Annotated in this window: 17 protein-coding genes; 1 reads left to right on the top strand and 16 read right to left on the bottom strand. The window is 54.5% G+C overall.

Going from position 1 to position 18,354, the window contains the following annotated elements:
• Positions 1–29: 29 nt before the first annotated feature.
• The 15 genes from CHM34_RS16120 to CHM34_RS16050 all read right to left on the bottom strand — a co-directional run bounded on the left by CHM34_RS16120 (position 30) and on the right by CHM34_RS16050 (position 15,817).
• Positions 30–779, bottom strand: coding sequence for a Stp1/IreP family PP2C-type Ser/Thr phosphatase (locus tag CHM34_RS16120; protein ID WP_094265643.1), 750 nt, complete (start codon positions 777–779; stop codon positions 30–32).
• Between the two features lie 134 nt (positions 780–913).
• Positions 914–1,966: a dual-specificity RNA methyltransferase RlmN gene (rlmN, locus tag CHM34_RS16115; protein WP_094265642.1), complete on the bottom strand. Its 1,053-nt coding sequence runs from the start codon at positions 1,964–1,966 to the stop codon at positions 914–916.
• A 207-nt stretch (positions 1,967–2,173) separates the two neighbouring features.
• On the bottom strand, positions 2,174–3,304 hold the full coding sequence (locus CHM34_RS16110) for a Ger(x)C family spore germination protein (protein ID WP_169713785.1): 1,131 nt from the start codon (positions 3,302–3,304) through the stop codon (positions 2,174–2,176).
• On the bottom strand, positions 3,285–4,514 hold the full coding sequence (locus tag CHM34_RS16105; RefSeq protein ID WP_094265640.1) for a GerAB/ArcD/ProY family transporter: 1,230 nt from the start codon (positions 4,512–4,514) through the stop codon (positions 3,285–3,287). Before CHM34_RS16105 ends, CHM34_RS16110 begins: the two co-directional genes overlap by 20 nt.
• Positions 4,511–6,085 carry a spore germination protein gene (locus CHM34_RS16100; RefSeq protein WP_094265639.1) on the bottom strand — a complete coding sequence of 525 codons (1,575 nt, stop codon included), beginning with the start codon at positions 6,083–6,085 and terminating at the stop codon, positions 4,511–4,513. Before CHM34_RS16100 ends, CHM34_RS16105 begins: the two co-directional genes overlap by 4 nt.
• A gap of 93 nt (positions 6,086–6,178) precedes the next feature.
• Entirely contained in the window at positions 6,179–6,922 is a 744-nt protein-coding gene (locus CHM34_RS16095; RefSeq protein WP_169713784.1) for a GAF domain-containing protein, read from the bottom strand.
• 221 nt (positions 6,923–7,143) lie between these two features.
• Positions 7,144–8,508: a 16S rRNA (cytosine(967)-C(5))-methyltransferase RsmB gene (gene rsmB, locus CHM34_RS16090; protein WP_094265637.1), complete on the bottom strand. Its 1,365-nt coding sequence runs from the start codon at positions 8,506–8,508 to the stop codon at positions 7,144–7,146.
• Positions 8,508–9,452: a methionyl-tRNA formyltransferase gene (gene fmt, locus CHM34_RS16085; RefSeq protein WP_094265636.1), complete on the bottom strand. Its 945-nt coding sequence runs from the start codon at positions 9,450–9,452 to the stop codon at positions 8,508–8,510. The genes rsmB and fmt overlap by 1 nt, the downstream gene beginning before the upstream one ends.
• Before the next feature lie 3 nt (positions 9,453–9,455).
• A complete protein-coding gene (def, locus tag CHM34_RS16080; protein ID WP_094265635.1) occupies positions 9,456–9,929 on the bottom strand; it encodes a peptide deformylase in 474 nt (157 codons plus the stop codon).
• 27 nt (positions 9,930–9,956) lie between these two features.
• Positions 9,957–12,392 (bottom strand): primosomal protein N', encoded by a 2,436-nt coding sequence (gene priA, locus CHM34_RS16075; RefSeq protein WP_094265634.1) that lies wholly within the window; start codon positions 12,390–12,392, stop codon positions 9,957–9,959.
• Positions 12,379–13,578, bottom strand: a complete 1,200-nt coding sequence (gene coaBC, locus CHM34_RS16070; RefSeq protein ID WP_094265633.1) for a bifunctional phosphopantothenoylcysteine decarboxylase/phosphopantothenate--cysteine ligase CoaBC — start codon at positions 13,576–13,578, stop codon at positions 12,379–12,381. Before coaBC ends, priA begins: the two co-directional genes overlap by 14 nt.
• Positions 13,579–13,622: 44 nt before the next feature.
• Entirely contained in the window at positions 13,623–13,829 is a 207-nt protein-coding gene (gene rpoZ / locus CHM34_RS16065; RefSeq protein WP_094265632.1) for a DNA-directed RNA polymerase subunit omega, read from the bottom strand.
• Positions 13,830–14,459 carry a guanylate kinase gene (gene gmk, locus CHM34_RS16060; RefSeq protein ID WP_094265631.1) on the bottom strand — a complete coding sequence of 210 codons (630 nt, stop codon included), beginning with the start codon at positions 14,457–14,459 and terminating at the stop codon, positions 13,830–13,832.
• A 12-nt stretch (positions 14,460–14,471) separates the two neighbouring features.
• Positions 14,472–14,738 carry an extracellular matrix/biofilm regulator RemA gene (gene remA / locus CHM34_RS16055; RefSeq protein ID WP_094265630.1) on the bottom strand — a complete coding sequence of 89 codons (267 nt, stop codon included), beginning with the start codon at positions 14,736–14,738 and terminating at the stop codon, positions 14,472–14,474.
• 212 nt (positions 14,739–14,950) lie between these two features.
• Entirely contained in the window at positions 14,951–15,817 is an 867-nt protein-coding gene (locus CHM34_RS16050; protein ID WP_276207717.1) for a YicC/YloC family endoribonuclease, read from the bottom strand.
• Between the two features lie 194 nt (positions 15,818–16,011).
• Here CHM34_RS16050 and CHM34_RS16045 point away from each other — a divergent pair, with 194 nt between their 5' ends.
• A complete protein-coding gene (locus CHM34_RS16045) occupies positions 16,012–17,676 on the top strand; it encodes a putative polysaccharide biosynthesis protein (RefSeq protein ID WP_094265628.1) in 1,665 nt (554 codons plus the stop codon).
• Between the two features lie 30 nt (positions 17,677–17,706).
• Here the strand turns inward: CHM34_RS16045 and CHM34_RS16040 are convergent.
• Positions 17,707–18,354, bottom strand: a 648-nt coding sequence (locus tag CHM34_RS16040) for a TVP38/TMEM64 family protein (protein WP_094265627.1), incomplete at its 5' end; no start/stop codon positions are given.

Genomic DNA, 18,354 nt, shown 5'->3' with positions numbered 1-18,354 from the left:
ATCTCACCTCGCTCTCTCTGTCTGCATATTTAGATGTGATTCGATCCTGTATGCTTCACCAGAACGATAGAAATGTTATCCGTCCCCCCTGCGTCCAATGCCCGTTGGAGCAGTCGGTCCGCTTGTTCGTGGAGGTCGATGCCCGGTGTGGTCAGGATCGTTCCAATGACGTCCACTCCGACCATATTGTACAGCCCATCCGAGCAGAGGAGCAGAATGTCCCCTTCATACCAGGGAGTAACGACCAAGTCGGCCTCCACCTCTTCGTTGGTCCCGACGGCCCGTACGATCACATTTCGCTGAGGATGCACCTCGGCTTCTTCCTCAGTGATTTCCCCGTGTTTACGTAAGATGTTGACCAGGGAATGATCTTCCGTCAGTTGATACAGGCCGTTATCATGCAAGAGATAGGCCCGGCTGTCCCCGATATGGGCGAGAACAATCTCCTCACGGCCGAGCACGGCGCTGATCACCGTGGTTCCCATCCCTTTGTATCCCTTGTGTCGGGCGGCCATACGGTAAACATCGCGGTTAGCCGCAGTGACAGCATGCAACGACTGTTTCCGCCGTTCTTTGGTACCCATCGAGGGGGTGAGACCCTGAAGCTCTCTCTTGATCACTTGGACCGCCGATTGGCTGGCCACATCACCGGCTTGGTGGCCTCCCATCCCATCGGCGACAACAGCGATGGGAACCCCGTATTTCGATTGAAAGAGGCCCACGCTGTCTTCGTTGTAGTCACGCACCCGGCCTTTATGGGTATGCCAAGCTTGCTCCATTCCGGTTACCCCTTTCCCTTTTCACGTCAAACTTTCGCATTATGGGGAGGAGGAAACAGCGTTAGATAAGGGTCGTCGCATCCATGTGCCTGGAATGCGAGACGCCTGACATTTTTATCCCCGTTATGTTCCATTCATGATGTTCGTCGTTCAGCATCGAGATGCTTCGCCCGCAACTGACCGCAGGCGGCATCGATGTCGCTGCCGTGCTCCCGGCGGATCGTCGCCTTGACCTTGTAGGACTCAACGATGCGCTGAAAGTTGAAAATCCGGTTGCGCGGAGTCCGGATGTAATTCCGCTCGGGTACGTAGTTGACCGGAATCAGGTTGACCAATGCACCGCTCCCCTGAAGGAGCTGCCCCAGTTCGTGGGCATGCGACTGCTGGTCGTTTTTTCCGCCGATCAGAGCGTATTCGTAGGTGATCCGCCTGCCGGTCTTCTCGGTATAATAATGACAAGCCTCCAACAGATCAGAAAGGGGGTACCGGCGGCTGATCGGCATCAGTTTCCTCCTCAGCTCCTGATTGGGAGCATGGAGGGAAATGGCCAAAACCGCTTGGAGCCCTTCATCGGCAAAGCGATAGATCGCAGGAACGATGCCGCTGGTGGACACCGTGATATGGCGCTGACCAATCCAGAGACCGCGTTTGTCATTCATCACCCTCATGAACCGTACCGTCGCATCGTAATTTTCAAAGGGCTCTCCGATACCCATAATCACGACGGAGTCGACACGCTCTCCTTCCCTGTCCAGGTATTTTTGTGCGGCAACCACCTGGGCGACCACTTCACCTGCAGACAAGTTACGCTTTAATCCACCCAGAGTGGAGGCGCAAAACGTACAACCGATACGGCATCCCACCTGGGTGGTGACGCAGACGCTGTTCCCATAGTTGTGCCGCATGATCACCGTTTCGATGGCATGCCCGTCGTGAAGCTGGAACAGGAACTTCACCGTACCGTCGGCGGACTCCTGTGCCGTAATGGTTTCCAGGGCATGCAGATGAAAAGCGTCGGAGAGACGCTCCCTCAGACGGCGGGACAGGTTGGTCATCTCCTCAAAGGAGTTCACCCGCTTTTTATACAGCCAATCCATCAACTGATCGGCCCGAAACAGGGGTTCGCCCTCCTCTTTCATCCATTCTTTCCATTCGGTGTATGTTCGGTCGTACACAAAAGGTTTCATCTGATACTCCCACCAACTATAAAGTCAAATCATTCCTAAAAACTTTCCTTATTATATCAGTCTCAAGCCGGAAAGAAAAGGTGCGAAAACAGCAGAATTCCGAGGAATTTCACAGGGAACAGACCGATCGCCGCTCCCGACGAAAAAAACGCGTCGGAATCATTTTCCGCGCGTTTTTGCAAAGGGGAGAAAGCAGGATTTCTTTCCTTATTTATAGCGAAGGCCGGTCCGTAAAATATCCACATCGTAACTGACATGAATCTTCATCCGGGGAAACTCCTTGTCCCAATCGATCCGTTTCCACAGATCGGGATGATAGGCCCGGACATGATTGCCGAAGTTAAAGCCGTCGGCCTTCAACTCTTTTTGCACTTTTTTCACCAGGTGGCGGGCACGCCGCTGATAGGTTGCCTGAACCGCTTGAGTCACTCGATCCATTGTTTCCTGTTTACTTAAATCCAATTCATGACAAGTCTTTTCGATAATACCCCCTTTCACTTGAACAGTCACCCGGATTTCCGGACGATGATTCCTGCTGTAAATTCGGATCTTACGGGTTAATTCCTTGGGTTCAAAAACAAGTCTTCCTTCCCCCTCTGGACAAGGGGCTCCCAACGGCTCCCCCAACTCTTTGCTCCGAATCTGCAGGAAAGTGGTGGCTTCTCTGCGGGTTAAAACGCCGACCACCCGATCCTTGGCCATCACTCCCAAACCCGCCCACCGCACGGTTCTATTTTTGGGGTCGACATAATTGAGGACCGGGTTTTTACCCGGGTTAGCCAAGCCGGAAAAAACCGCCCCCAATCCCTCTTCCGCGAATCGGCCCAAACGAACCCCGGTTTCAATCATGTTGATATAATATTGCATTGGAATCTGTTCCATCTTCGGTTCCGACTCGATCGCATCCCTGGCCTTTCCTTTGACCACCAGCATCCACTGGCGGCGCCTGGCTTGAGGTTGGCGGCGTGAGGAATCCAACAACTCTTCAATCCCCTCTTTCGCCAACTCTTCCCCGACCAGAAACAGTCGGGTGTGGCCAAAAAACAGCTCTTGGTTGACTTTATCCTGAATCTGATCGATCGCCCGGCTGAGTGTCGATCCGCGTCCGGTGAAAGTCTGAACGGCTTGATGACCGCTTTCGCCTCCCTCACCGCCCCCGCCGCCGACGACTTTGAGCGGAATCGGAACCTGAATCGTCACTTCGTATCCTTCAGCGTGCCTGTCCACCCCGATCGCGATTACCGAAGTGCGCTCTTCCACCTCCCGGGCGTCCCAACATCCGGTGAGAAGAATCGCACACAGGAGCACCAGCCCCAGGCTACGAAGATGTCGGCGCATGGGACTTCCCTCCGTTTTTTCCATCCTTGTTCTTCGTGCCGGCGGTTCGGTTCCGCCCTCGATTTCCACGGATCCAGCCCAGAAGCCATAGGATCAGCAGAATCAAAAGGACACTCGCCATTTCAAACTTTCCAAGCCAGTCATTCAAGGTAAACACTTGATCCAAATTCCCCGGCCAGCTCGCCACAAGATAAAGGACGGGAACAGTGCCCCATGCCACCCATTTGCGCCAATGTTCGTCCAAGCGGAGAACGGAAACCACAAGATCCACCCAGGCGGCAAACAGGCTGACCATCGTTGTAAAGACCACCACCACCCAGATCGAAAGAATCGCGGATTCCAATCGTTCCAGGAACATCCCCGGAATCTCCGCGGCTTTGATCAAAGCCAATGTCGGCCATACCAAATCAGGAAGCTCATATCCCCCGAACACGAATAGGGACGAGATCATCACCGTCCAGTAGCTGAGAGTGACAAAGCCGATCGCGGTGGAATGGGACCGGATCGCTCGAAACGGCTGTTGATAGTAAGCCATATAGATGAACAGGACGCTAAATCCGGAATAGGAAAAAAAAGCGGTAAAAGCTCCTCTCATAATCTCCTTCCAACCCGTTTGAAACAAAGGCAGTATGTTCTCCCATTCCCCCCATTGGATCAGAGCCGCCAATAAAAGCGGGATCGGAAGATAGAGAATCGGGAGCAAAAACTCGTTAAAACGGGCGATCGTTTGAATCCGGTTACTGGCCACGACAGCAACCGTGGCAATCATTAGTAACATCGTTACTTCAATCGGCGTTCGGGGCAAGACGGCCGTAATGACATTTTCCCCAAAGGTGCGGCTGACAGAGCCAATACCAACGACCCAGTAAACCGAAATCAAAAGTAAAAAGGGGAGGCTCAACACCCTGCCCAGCCACGGAATGCGCTTGGACCCGAGAAGTCGGCATAACACCTCGACAAACGTCTGACGGGGGAATTTTTCCATCATCCGGGTCAGGAACCATACTTCGATCCATACGAGCCCCCCGCCGATCAGAATCACCCAAAGACTGTCGAAACCGACTTCTTCCGCAAGACCTCGCTGAAAACTGAGAATACCGACTCCGATCAGGGTATTGACAAGCAGAGCGTGGCTCTGGTATGTGGAAATCGGCTGGTCGTTTTGATCTCTTTTTTCGCTTGGGTTTCCATTCTGATCCCGTGTTCTCATGTCCCGTCCATTTCCTTTCTTTGACGCCGATCATCCCCCGGCCGGTAAATAACCGGCCGTTTTTTCATCCAGCGCCAGGGCATCCGCAAAACGGTATCCTTCAAATCCGACAGGTGCAAGGGTGTAAAGGGAGCCAGATAAGGAACGCCGAACGAGCGCAGTTTAATCAAATGCAACAACATTAACAACAGAGCCAATACCACCCCGAACAGACCGAGAGTAGCCGAAACGATCATGAACGGAAAGCGGAGAAGACGGATGGAAATCGCGGCACTGTAACTGGGGGTCGCATAGGAACTGATCGTGGTCAACCCGACGACAATCACCATGAGCGGACTAACCAAACCGGCTTCCACCGCCGCTTGACCCACCACCAATGCCCCCACAATCCCGATCGTCGGTCCGATCATCCCCGGCAATCGGACACTGGCCTCCCGCAAAATTTCCACACTGACTTCCATCACCAGGGCTTCCACAATGGAGGGGAAGGGCACGGTCGCCCTTCCGGCCGCCAAAGTGATGGCCAAATCCGATGGAATCATTTCCACGTGAAAGGAGATAAAGGCAATATACAAGGTAGGCAGGAGCAGGGCGATAAACAGACTGACCAGGCGAAGGACACGCAAAAAGGAAGCGATCGTGTACCGCTCGTAGTAATCCTCCGCGCTGTAATAGAACTGGGAAAAAATCGCCGGGATAATCAGAGCATGGGGGGTGCCATCCACGAGGATGGCCACTTTGCCCTCCAGCAGATGGCTGACGACGGTGTCCGGCCTTTCAGTGTTCTGAATCTGCGGAAAGGGAGACCAGGTGTTATCCTCGATCATCTCCTCGATATAACCGGTTTCCAAGACGCCGTCAATCTCGATCTGTTTCATCCGCTGTTTCGCCTCTTTGACCACGGCGTCATCCGCAACCCCCTCGATATACATTAGGGTGATATGGGTCTTGGTCCGCTTTCCCTTTTTAAAATCTTTCAAGCGCAGATCCGGATCCTTCAGGCGACGGCGGATCATTGATGTATTGACCCGCAGGGTTTCCGTCAGCCCTTCCCGGGGACCCCGCACCACATTTTCCGATCGGGGACTCTTAACTGCGCGTCTGGCCCACCCTTTCGTTCCAAGCGCCAACCCTTCGGAACACCCGTCCACAAAAAGGAGTGTATCCCCGGATAAAAGGGAATCCACCATTGTTTTCAGTTCCCGGGTTGTTTCCATTTCCCCGGTTTGCACAAGACTTTCACGGACGGTTTTCCATATATCGCTTTTACTTCGGATATTCTCCGCTTCGGTCATCAAAGGATGTAACACAAACTCGTCAACGATAGCCACCTCGACCATTCCATCCAGATAAACCACGGCCGCTCGACGATTCGGTGTATATTGGATCGTAAAGCGCCGTGACACCAGATCCGTCGCATCACCCAACAATTGGCTGATAAATTGAAGATTTTTTTCCAGCTCCGTATAGACACGCAGACCGCCTACTTTTTCATCCAGCTTCCGCTCCGAGCGGTCTTTTAAGTACTCCTTTTTTCTGCGTTCTCTCTTTCGGGTATAACTTTTACGCATGTGCCATCACCACATGCTTACAATTTCCGCATGGAAGGAAAATCATACAAAAACGGAAAAACCGATCCTCCGCGAAGGATCGGTTCATCGGCACTAGACAGGAATTTTTCGATAGAGTTCCATATAAAGCAAAGGGGACAGAACACTGGCAAAGGCGGTCAAATAATTTTTTTCATCGGAGGTGTAAGAACGGGTTTCATCCCCGGTGACGCTGAGAACTCCGATGACCCGATCACCCGACTTGATCGGGACACAAATCAGAGAATGGTATGTAGATTCCGCTTTGGGGTGAACCTTGAACCGGTTGCCGGGGGTGTGAATCTCTCCCGAGAAAAAAGCTTCTCCGGTATGAAACGTGTAACCGGCGGCGGAATCGGAAATGGGCAGGCGGAGCTTTCGCATCCCGTCGGGACTGTGAGCGGCCGCTTCATGCACTTTCAGCGTCCCGTCACCGGCATCGACAAAAATGCACACCTTGGGGTTGTTCGCTTTTTTGCCCGCCATGACAGCGACAACACAGGATAGGAGGTAATTATAAATGCGCCTTCTCTGATCTTCAAAGGCGGCGCGGGATTCCGGTTCGGTCATCACCCGGGATACTTCCGACGCCAACTTGTTCAGGGAAGTAATCACATAGGACTTTTGTTTACTGTCTTCATTCAGTTTTTCCAGGTCCTTTTCCAACACTTTCAATTGGGAATTGGACTGGACATTCAGACCGAAAAGGGAGACCGCATCCCCGTTTTTGGCCCGCCACAGAATAATCGCTGCCAGGATCGCTCCGAAGCCGACCAAGGAGTAGGCAAACCAAGGGTTGGCAATGATGATCTGCATCATGAAATCCGCATCCATGGGGTATCACCATCTCCGGAGGATTTTCTTGCACCGGAGGATCCACATTTCTGATCCTCTCAAAAAATTTCTAGGAGCGTCATGATGGATCTCGGTGGGGTACGGGCCAAAGCACTCTGTGTGCGAGAACCCCATTCCCCCTTAACCTTAAAAGGGGCTTTTTCACAACGCTGCTAGCGTATTCTCTTTTGGTCGTTTTGGCGGAATCATTCATTCCTGATCAGTCGGGTGATAAAAAATCCGTCGCTTCCAAAGTGGTGAGGGAGGATTTGAACGCCGTTTTTCCGGAGCCATCCTTTTTGTCGAACCGCTTCAGGCAGCCGATTCTCGAAGGAGGGGTCGATGGAAAAGTCGGGATGGGTACGTAAAAAATCGCGGATCTGCTCCTCGTTTTCCCGGGGTTCCATGGTACATGTACTATAAACCAGCACTCCGCCTGCCACGATCAACTCAGCGGCCGCTTCCAGCAATTCCTTCTGCAACCGAACCAGTTCATCGATCTCGCGAGGCTCTTTTCTCCACTTGATATCCGGCTTGCGGCGGATCACCCCTAATCCGGAACAGGGAGCATCCAGCAGTACAAAGTCAAAGCTCTTTCCCGACTTTTCGGGAAGTCTCCGGGCATCCTCCGCTTCCGCCTCAATCGAGGACAAACCCAAGCGCTCGGCATTTTCTTCGATCAGCCGCACTTTGTGGGGATGGAAATCATAGGCGAACAGATCGCCTTGATCCCTCATCTGTTCGGCGAGGTGCGTCGACTTGCCCCCCGGTGCCGCACAAAGATCGGCTCCCCGTTGACCGGGGCGGGGGGCTACCAGCTCGGATACGAGCATGGAGCTTTCGTCCTGGATCGTAAACCGACCCTCTCGGTACAGGGGGCTGGCTGCGGGATTGCCTCCTCCCCGAAAAACAATTCCCTGCTCTGATAACAACGACGGACGGATCTGGGCTTCGGGGTATTCCCCTTGTAAATCATCCATCAAGGCTTTCCGTCCGTTTTTCAAAGGTTGGGTTCGGAGGGAGATCTCCGGAGGGCGGTTGTCGGCCTCCAGGATCCGGCGGGCCTCTTCCTCCCCGTAGACGGCCTGAAACCGTCTCACCATCCATTTGGGATGGGAATAGGCAAGAGCCCATTCCCGGACGGTTTTGGGAGGATCCGGCAAACGCCATTCCTCCTTCCGGCGAAGATAGGAGCGGAGTACCCCGTTGACGAGGCCGGCCACCCCCTTGTGTCCCCGCTGTTTAGCGATGTCCACCGCTTCGTGAACGGCCGCCCGGGAAGGAATTTTGTCCAGGTATCTCATTTGGTAAACACTGAGACGGAGCAATTGGGCCACCCAAACGTCTAAGGTGGAAAGGTCCTGCTTCAGCAGGCTGTTCAGGATCCAGTCCAGGGTATTGCGCCGTTGAACCGTGCCGTAAACCAGCTCCGTGGCCAACCCCCGATCCCGGGCGCCCAGCCTGCTGCGATTGAGTGATTCATTCAAAAGCAGATTGCTGTAACCGTCCCGTTCCTCCCATTGGATCAAAATATCCAACGCCACATGACGGGCGTTCATCCGATTTTCCATTATCCATCCCCCAACCGGTCACCCGGAACCAAGTTTCGTCCCCGCACAAATTCCTCTGCGGACATCGCTTTTTTTCCCGCCGGCTGCAACTCGGTCACAGTCAATGCCCCGTCGGAGGCGGCTACGACCACTCCCTGGCTGTCGGCCTGCAAGACGGTACCGGGATCCGCATCCTTCGCGTCGATCTCGGAAACCTTCGCCCGCCAGATCTTCAAGGGCTTCTCTTTCCATGTGGTAAAAGCCACCGGCCAGGGAGACAGTCCCCGCACCTGGTTGTAAATGGCTTCCACGGGATGAGTCCAGTCAATTTTTTCATCTTCCCTTTTGATATTCGGGGCGTAGGTGGCTTGTTCGGGGTCCTGCGGGACCGGATTGATTCGCCCCTGTAACAGGTCCGGCAACATATTCACGAGAAGGTCCGCCCCCAAATGCGAGAGTTTGTCATGAAGAGTGCCCACATCGTCATCCTCTTCAATGGGGAGAGAACGCTGGGTCAAGATATCCCCGGCATCCAAAGCCTGAACCATATACATGATCGTCACTCCGGTCTCTTTTTCCCCGGCGATCAAGGCGTGATGAATCGGAGCGCCCCCCCGATACTTGGGTAACAGAGAGGCGTGTACATTGACGCAACCAAAGGGCGGCGCCTGCAACACCTCCGGAGGGAGAAGCTGACCATAAGCCGCAGTAACAATCAGATCCGGATGGGAATCGAGAACCTTAGCTACCGACGCCGGATCCCTCAGTTTCTCCGGTTGAAAGACCGTCAGGCCCAGTTCCAGAGCCGCTTTTTTGACCGGAGGGGAGGCCGGTTTTCGCTTACGGCCCCGAGGCCGGTCCGGTTGGGTGACGACACCGGTCACCTCGTACCCCTCCCGCACCAGCGCTTGTAAAGAGGGAACCGCAAAATCCGGAGTACCCATGAATAGAATTCTGGAAGCCATGGATTACTCCTCCTCTTCCTCTTTCGGTTCAAAGATGCGTTCGGCAATATCCGTAAACAGGACACCGTTTAAGTGATCCACCTCATGCTGAAGGACCCGGGCCAAATAATCTCTCGCCTCCAGTTCGAAGGGTTCCCCGTACCGATCCTGCGCCTTTAACCGGACTTTTGTCGAACGGCGGACACTCCCGAGAAGACCGGGGATACTGAGACAACCCTCCGGCGGATCCAATTCCTCCCCCTCAAATTCCGACAGCTCCGGATTGATGGCTTCAATGAGGCCGTTTCCGTCGTCGACGACGATGGCCCGTTTCAGGATGCCCACTTGAGGAGCGGCCAATCCGACTCCGGGAGCATCATACATGGTTTCCGCCATATCATCCAGCAGTTTGTGAAGCCGTTCATTAAACTTCGTTACGGTTTTTGACTTCTCTTTTAAAATCGGATCCGGAACGAGTACAATTTTTCGAATCGCCACAGAGTCGACCTCCTTTTTTTACTCCGGCTACAATCCCTCCCGATCGATGCTCACCCGGAGTTCCGGGTCACCCAACCCGGTTCGCAAATGGCGCAACGCTTCGATCAGGCCGTTCCATTCATCGATATGCAAATCGTGTTTGATCATCAATTGAATTCGAAAACGATCCTTGATGCGGGGAATCGGTGCAGGTACCGGACCCAAAAGCTCCGCCCCTTCAGGAAGAAAAGGTTTTAACCGCTCCGCCGCTTTCATCCCGGCCCGCATCACTGCCGCCCGGTCCGTATGACTGAATAACAGGGTGAACATCCCGCAGAAAGGCGGATACCGGTGAATTTTTCTCAGTTTGCATTCCCGGCGGTAAAAAGTCTCTGTGTCATAATCCGCCGCCATCCGGATGCTGTAGTGCTCCGGGGAATACGTCTGGATCACCACCCGGCCTGATTTTTCATGGCGTCCCGCCCTTCCGCTCACCTGGGTCAATAACTGGAACGTACGTTCCGCCGCCCGGAAATCCGGTAAGTGGAGAGTCGTATCCGCTGCGATCACGCCGACCAAGGTGACCCCGGGAAAATCCAAACCCTTGGCAATCATTTGCGTGCCCAGCAAAACATCCGCCTTTCCCGCTCCGAAAGCGGACAGCAACCGTTCATGGGCCCCTTTTTGATGGGTTGTGTCCACATCCATCCGGATGACCCGCAAACCCGGAAGACTTCGGGCCAATTCTTCCTCCACCCGCTGTGTCCCGGTCCCGAAATAGCGGATATGGGAGCTGCCACAGGACGGACAATGCTCCGGCATACCCTCGGTATAGCCGCAATAATGGCAACGCAGGGTACGGTTGCTTCGATGGTAGGTGAGTGAAATGTCGCAGTGGGGACATCCCACCGCCTCTCCGCATTCCCGGCACAGAACGAAGGTGGAAAACCCCCGCCGGTTCAGAAAAAGGACGGCCTGTTCCCCTCGGTCGGCACAATCCGCCAGCGCCTCCCGCAGTGGAAGGCTGAAGATGGAACGGTTCCCCTCTTTTAGTTCCTGTCTCATATCGACGACATCCACCCGGGGAAAAGGGCGACCGTGCACCCGGTTCATCAGAGTGACCCATTCATATCCTCCGGTACGGGCCCGGAAATAACTGTCTACCGCGGGTGTAGCCGATCCCATCACCAATACGGCTCCGTGATGGATACACCGCTGCCGGGCCACCTCTCGGGCATGATACTTGGGTTGTTCCTCCTGTTTATAGGAGCTTTCATGTTCTTCATCGATGATGATCAGACCCAAACGGGTGAATGGGGCAAAGATGGCGGATCGTGCCCCGACGGCCACTTGGACGCCGCCGGCGCGGATCTTGCGCCATTCGTCATATCGCTCTCCGCCGGAAAGACCAGAGTGCAACACGGCCACCCGGTCGCCGAACCGCCCTTTAAACCGCTCCACCATCTGCGGTGTGAGGGAGATTTCCGGAACAAGAACAATCGCTTGCTTTCCCGCTTTTAACGCTTCCATAATCGCCTGGAGATAAACCTCCGTCTTACCGCTCCCTGTAACGCCATGGAGCAGAACCGGATGATACCGGCCCGCTTGGAGAGGCGTGACGATCGATTGAAACGCTTGCTCCTGCTCCGGAGTCAACGGGAGAGGCGAGGCCGGCTGAAAGGTTTTGTCGGCGAAAGGGTCGCGGTATTCCTCCCGTTCCTCCCACTGGAGACATCCTTTTTCCACCAGCCGCTTCACCGTGGACCGCGCCGCTCCCAATCGGGATAACAGCGCGGGGAGCGGCACCTCTTCAGGTTCATGGATAAAATGGCGAAGCACTTCCTTTTGCCGTTTAGCCCGGGCGTCCAGCTTCTCCGCCTTTTGGGCCAGCTCCTCCCTTTCCAGAGCCGGGCGGATCCAAGTAATCCGCTTTCGGGTGACACGATCCCCGGCCCGCTCTTCGCTGATCAGGCGCCCTTCCAGGATCAGTCCTTTGATCAGAGAGCGGTTGACCCCCGGAAGTTGCAGGGCTTGTTCCAGGGACAGCTCTCCCTGTTTTCGCAACTGATTCACCAACCGGGTTTCCCCTTCCGAAAGGAGTCCCTCCTCCCGAAAGCCCGGATCCAAGCGGAGAATCCGGCGGTATTTCCCTTTTAACATCGCGGGAACCATCGCGTGCAGAGCCGTAATCACCGGACAAAGGTATACCTCGGCGATCCATCGAGCCAGTTCGACCAGTTCCGGCGTTAAGGGTGGGATGATATCCATCACCTCGGAAAGGGCTTTAAGCCTTTGAGCGGATGAGGATTCAGCAAATTCGATCACATAACCCATCCGTTTTCGCGTTCCGAAGGGCACCCTCACCCGACTGCCCACTTCCACCACCGGTCGCATCTCTTCCGGAACCCGATAATCAAAGGGCTTATCCGTTCCTTCAGCAGCAACATCCACATAGACCCGGGCGATTCGTTTACCGGTGTCCATGCAACCGCTCTCCGATCAGAGCAACCAGCCGACGGGCCACTTCCCGCTTGGAAGTTTGGGGAAGACTGAGCGCTTCCCCCTCTTTATCCCAGACGGTGACGATATTGGTATCCCCGTCAAAACCGGCTCCGGGGCGGGAAACATCGTTAGCCACAATCAGGTCCATATTTTTTCGGGAAAGCTTCTCCTGCGCATACTTGGCCACCCGATCCGTCTCAGCCGCAAACCCGACAAAAAACTGATGCTTTTTCCTTTTGCCGATAACTTCGGCGATATCCGTCGTCTTCTCCAGTTCTAACACCATATTCTCTTCGTTCTTCTTGATTTTGGACTCCGCCGGGTTTACCGGACGATAATCCGCCACAGCCGCGGTTTTAACGATGACATCCGCTTCATCCATCTCCCCGATTACCGTCTGGTACATCTGTTCCGCCGTTGTCACCTCCACCCGGCGCACGCCGGCAGGAGCGGAGAGTTCGGTGGGACCGCTGACCAGAAGAACATCCGCCCCTTTGGATGCGGCGGCCTCGGCGACGGCATATCCCATTTTACCCGAAGAACGGTTGCTTAAATACCGAACCGGGTCAATCGGTTCCCGGGTCGGACCGGCTGTTACCAAAAATCGCTTTCCGGAAAGGTCCGGTGTTTCCCGGAAAAATGCTTCCACGGCCGCCGCCAGGTTTTCCGGCTCCTCCATCCTTCCCTGTCCGACATAACCACAAGCCAACTGGCCGGAACCCGGTTCGATCAAACGGTACCCCGCCTGACGCAAACGATCCATGTTTTCCTGAACGACCGGGTTTTGATACATATGGACATTCATCGCCGGAGCCACCATCACCGGCGCCTGTGTTGCCAGAAGCGTGGTAGTCAGCATATCGTCTGCGAGCCCGTGGGCCATTTTGGCGATAATATTGGCGGTGGCGGGAGCGATCACAAACAAGTCGGCATGGTCGGCCAAATCGATATGGGAAACCACAGACGGATCCTTTTCGTCAAATGTATCAACGGCCACATGGTTGCGGGACAATGTCTGAAAAGTGAGCGGGGTGACAAATTGGGTGGCGGAACGGGTCATGATGACCCGGACATCCGCACCGCGCTGGGCCAATTGACTGACGAAACCCGCCACCTTAAAAGCAGCGATGCCTCCCGCCACCCCGACCACAACCCGTTTTCCCTCCATGGTGTTCCTCCTTCGCGATAAAAAATAACAACCCGGCCAGGTTGTTATTTCGTACCCCTGTTGGATTCCGGCGGCACCAATATATCTTGAGCGATTTCTTCCAGAGCGACGCCGACGTATTTATTGGAACGGGACTCCGTATTCGGAGCGGCTCCGTCCAGCAGTTGTCGGGCACGCTTCGCCGCCAAAATGACCAAGGTGTACTTGCTGTCCGCCTTGGCCATCAGATGGTCGATCGATGGATCAAGCATTTATAATCCCTCCAGCCAATCCGGTTGATTGTGAAACAACCGTTCTCTTTTGCAGTGTTCCGCAGTCAAGATGGAGCGTACGCGCCCGCAGGCAGATTCCACGCGGTCGTTCACCACGACATAGTCATAATGATAGACCTGCTCCAACTCGTCAACAGCGACGTTCATCCGGTCCTTCACCGTCTCCTCCGTCTCCGTCCCCCGTTCCAGGATTCGAGATCTCAGTTCGTCAAGGGAAGGAGGAAGGAGAAAGATGAACACGCCTTCCGGAAAACGCTCTTTCACCTGTTTGGCACCCTGTACCTCGATTTCCAGTAACACATCCCGGCCTTGATTCAATTGCTCCTCGACGAAACGGCGGGGAGTCCCGTAATAATTATCGACGTACCGGGCCCATTCCAATAACTCTCCCCGGTCGATCATGCCTTCAAACTCATCCCGGGTTTTAAAAAAGTAATTGACACCGTCCACTTCTCCTTGGCGGGGTTGGCGGGTGGTCGCCGAGACGGAATAGATCAGTTCGGTCTCGGACACCCGTTTTCTGAGTGCGGAACAAACCGTCCCCTTTCCCGCTCCGGAAGGACCGGACAAAACGATCAGTAAACCTTTTCCCTTCGAATCGATGCCCATAACGCTCCCTTTCTAGTCTTCCACATCATCCGATTGATCCTTGCTGGCCAAACGATGCGCCACGGTTTCCGGTTGTACAGCGGACAGAATGACATGATCGCTGTCCGTCATGATGACAGCACGGGTCCGCCTGCCATAGGTGGCGTCAATCAAGACCCCGCGATCTCTCGCTTCCTGAATGATCCGCTTAATCGGAGCCGAATCCGGGCTGACGATAGAAACGATTCGGTTTGCGGAAACAATATTGCCGAAACCGATGTTAATTAATTTGATACTCAAAGAGAGTACCCTCCTCGCTCCGCGTGTGTCTAGTTCCCCTTCAGGAAACTTTGATTTATTTGATCCCTTGCTGGGGGTGGTCGGGCTGGCAGGCCGTCTCCGATCTCTTGCAAAAAAACGCAAAGGATCTGCGCCGGCCTACCACCCTCCCAACTTGGTTACCCGATGGGGCACTAGCTGGCTGAGCCTCCATTTCAACCATTATAACCTGTTTACTCGATATTTTGCACTTGTTCTCTCATTTTTTCCAGTTCACTTTTACAATCGACCACTCGGTTGGTGATGGTGGCATCGTTCGCCTTGGATCCGATGGTGTTAACCTCCCGGTTCATTTCCTGAAGGAGAAAATCCAACCGTCGCCCTACGGGTTCATCTTGGTGAAGCGCTTCCCGCAGCTGGCCGATATGGCTGTCTATTCTTGTCAGCTCTTCCTGAATATCCGCCCGCTCGGCAAACAGCGCCGCCTCCGCCAACAGCCGATCCTCGTTTACTTCCGTTTGCTCGAGAAATTCTTCCAGGCGCTGACGCAACTTTTCCCGATGGGTCTCCGCGACGAGAGGCGCCCGTTCCCGAATCGCCTCCACGTATCCGCTCAGACTCTCCGCCCGTCGCGTAAGGTCTGCTGCCAAGGTTTCCCCTTCCCGCAAACGCATCTTTTTCAGGGAACAGCAAGCTTGCTCCAGTGCCCGAAGGAGGGGGTCGCGAATCTCTTCCGGATCCCACTTCGGATCCTCCACCTTGAGCACCTCCGGCAACCGCAACAGATCGCCAATGGAGATCGACCCCTCCAGCTGATACTCTTTTTTCAGCTGTTGAGCGGCCTGTACGATTGAACCGGCCACTTCACGGTCCACCACCGCTCGGCGCCGGGTATTCCCTCCTCCTTCCACCGTAATGAATACGTCCACTCGCCCCCGCCGAAAGTGGGAACGAACCGTTTTTTTCACCGACTCCTCCAAAGAGGTCCAACCGGAAGGCAACCGTACCATCACTTCCAGGTAGCGATGGTTGACAGACCGTATCTCCACAGCAAAGCGGACTCCGTCCATTGAACTTTCACCCTGGCCGTAGCCCGTCATGCTTTGAATTGTTTGCTTTTCCTTCATGTTCCCATTTTAATGGATTTAAGAGCCAGCTACAAGGGGATTCCCCAGGAAAGCGTCCTAAGGCTTCAGTTTTCACCGGTTTTCATTCTTTTTTCTCCAACTGTATGAAAGGGAAGTCCCGGTTGCTAAACTAGAAAGGAACATCCTTTCAGAAAGAAGATGCTACTGTGTCCAATCGTACAGGTCGGGTCGCCAAAGGGACATTGATCCTCAGTGGTGCGGCCCTTCTTACCAAAGGGTTGGGAACGCTGTTTTGGCTTCCCCTTCAAAACATCGCCGGAGACAGTGCGATGGGGATTTACCGGCAGACCTTTCCTCTGTATTCCATCTTACTTATGCTCGCTACGGCCGGTGTTCCCATCACCGTCTCCCGGTTTGTCTCCGAACGGCTGTCAGCGGAGAATCCAGCCGGAGCCCGCCGTGTCATGCAGGTTTCCTCTCTGATCTTATCCGTCAGCGGCGGGATCGGTTTTTTCATCCTTTACGGAGGATCGGAATGGATCGCCCGGGTCATTCTCGGTTACCCTCGTACACAAGCTTCGCTCCAGGTATTGGCCTTCGCCCTGTTGATTGTGCCGGTGATGGCAACCCTGCGGGGGTACTTCCAAGGGTACCAACGAATGGGACCTACGGCACTGTCCCAAGTGGTGGAACAATTGCTCCGTGTCCTGACCGTCGTCGGTGTCACTTACTGGATGGTTCATCTCGGTTTCGATACAGCCGCCATAGCCGCCGGCGCCACTTCGGGAGCGGTAACCGGGGCGGCCGGCGGATTTTTCATCATGATCGTTTTCCTCCGCAGAGACCGACAAGCCCATGTGCTCTCTTCATCGGAGCGACGCACTGCCGCGGAGCAGGAACCTTTTTTCGCCTTGTCCCGGGGAGTGATTCGCTTTGCTCTGCCGATCTCTTTGGGAAGCCTGGTCCTGCCCCTGATCAACCTGCTCGACTCGGTGACAGTCCCCCGTCTGCTGCATGCCGCCCTGGGTTATTCCAGGGACCACAGCATCGATCTGTTCGGGATTTATGGACGAGGTGCCCCTTTCGTCAATTTGATCGCCGCGTTTTCATCGGCGTTAACCCTGGCCCTCATCCCCTCCATCACCGCTCATGTTACAAAAGGAGAACACCGGGCGGTTCGGCGTAAAACGGCTCAGTCCTGGCTGCTGACCGCCATCGTCGGCCTTCCGTCCAGCATCGGGTTGGCGATTCTGTCCAAACCGCTCACGATTATGATGTATCACAATGAGTCCGCACAGGTTGTAAATACCAGTTCCCTAGTGATCACCGAATTGGCGATCTCCACCGTTTTCAGCACTTTAGCCGTTACTAGTTCCGGGATCCTACAAGGCCTCGGACATAACAAACGACCGGTAAGAAATTTAAGCATCGGTGCCGCAGTGAAGGTAGGAGCCAATCTCCTGTTCATTCCGCAGATGGGGATTACCGGTTCCGCCTTGGCGATGGTGGCGGCTTATCTCGTGGTCTGTCTACTCAACCTCGCCTCCGTCTCCCGTTACACTGGGGTCGAGATCCAGTATCGAAAACTTTTTCTCAAACCCGCCCTCTGTACAGGGATCATGGCGGCGGTACTCCTTACCGCTTTATACGGGGTCAACCTCTACGCTCCTTTGGGTCCGGATGACCGCTGGTTATCCGCCGGCGTCAGCTTGGTCATGATCTTGTTCGGAATATGTATCTATTCCGTCTCGCTCCTGCTGACGCGCACGATCGGTGAGTCGGAGCTGCTTCTTCTTCCGCGCGGGGACAAAATTTGTTACTGGTTGAACCGGTTCAAGATCATCCGGTCCTCCGATTCCGCGGCCTCGTGACACTTCATTCGCTGTCGGGGAACCCTCTTGTTATTCCCTTTGTCCCGCCCGGCGCAACACCCAGGATTCCAGGCGGTCCCTGTACCATATCCCCAGTCCCGACAAAACGACGATGATTCCCCCGGCTACAATCCATACTCCAATGGAATGTTCCATCACATGATTGGTTACCAGGACGGTCATCGCCATACTCGGGAAGCGGCCGACGATCACCAGCGGTAGAAACCTTCGGAAAGAAAGCGCCGACATCCCCGCCAGGGCACAAACGGCATCATCCGGCAAAAAAGGCAGCAGAAAGATAACAAACAGCCAAATCCCCTTTCCGTCAAGCACCCCGATATACCGCGTAAACATTTTTTTACCGATTATTTTCGCGATGAGAGGGCGTCCCCATTTGCGCCCCATATAAAAGACAATCACCGAACCGATGACGGCTCCAACCAGGCTCAACCCTAGACCGGCCACGGTTCCGAAGAGAATCGCACCCGCCACGACCGTAATCCCTCCGGGGATCGGAGAAATCACGACTTGTACAACCTGGATCAAAAAGAAAGCCACAGGGGCCCAAGGTCCGAATCCTTGAATGAATTGTTGCATGTTTTCCCTCGAAGAAAAAATGACCCGAACTTGTTCCCACAACCCAGTCCCACCCACCATTACGGCCAGATACGCCAATAC

The organism is Paludifilum halophilum (assembly GCF_002245355.1).
GTDB classification, from domain to species: Bacteria; Bacillota; Bacilli; order Thermoactinomycetales; family DSM-45169; genus Paludifilum; species Paludifilum halophilum.
Note: the sequence above shows the minus strand (reverse complement) of the source record. Positions and strands in the feature narration are given on the sequence as shown.